1 pseudogene is annotated in these 413 nt (G+C 64.9%); it reads right to left on the bottom strand.

The annotated features are described in order from the left end of the window. Nucleotides 1-105: 105 nt before the first annotated feature. A pseudogene (locus tag EOA24_RS40975) lies at nt 106-413 on the bottom strand (hypothetical protein); the annotation flags it as partial.

Here is a 413-nt window from a genome sequence, read left to right as displayed (position 1 = left end):
CAGGAAGGATACGAAAGAGCGGGACGAGAGCGACCGCAAGGATAAGGAAGGCGACGAACCCTTCGAACGATTTCCATTTCATGAGACCCTCCTCCTTCCCATGGCTCATTCATACGGGTCGGGCGCCTGGCAGGTCATATACTTGGCGCTCGACCAGCCGCCAGGAACGGCTGCCCAGGGATGTCCCTTCGAGTCCCAGGAGAACTGGGTGATGCGGAGGGGGCGGGAATTCTGCAGGACAGCCCCGGTCAGCTCTCCGAAGGGGCTGTTCCTGACGTTGAGCGGGGTGCCGCTCGGATCGGTGATCCAGCACACCAGGGCCGGCTCGCGCAGCTGCCCGGGCTGGGCCGCGGCTACGGTCGCCTTCGGATTGAGCTGGCGCAGCGCCGCTGCCGCATTCGACGCGGCGTTTG

It is taken from the genome of Mesorhizobium sp. M2A.F.Ca.ET.039.01.1.1 (assembly GCF_003998035.1).
Lineage (GTDB): Bacteria > Pseudomonadota > Alphaproteobacteria > Rhizobiales > Rhizobiaceae > Mesorhizobium.
The sequence above is the reverse complement of the archived record's forward strand: the minus strand, read 5'-3'. Positions and strand labels throughout refer to the sequence as shown.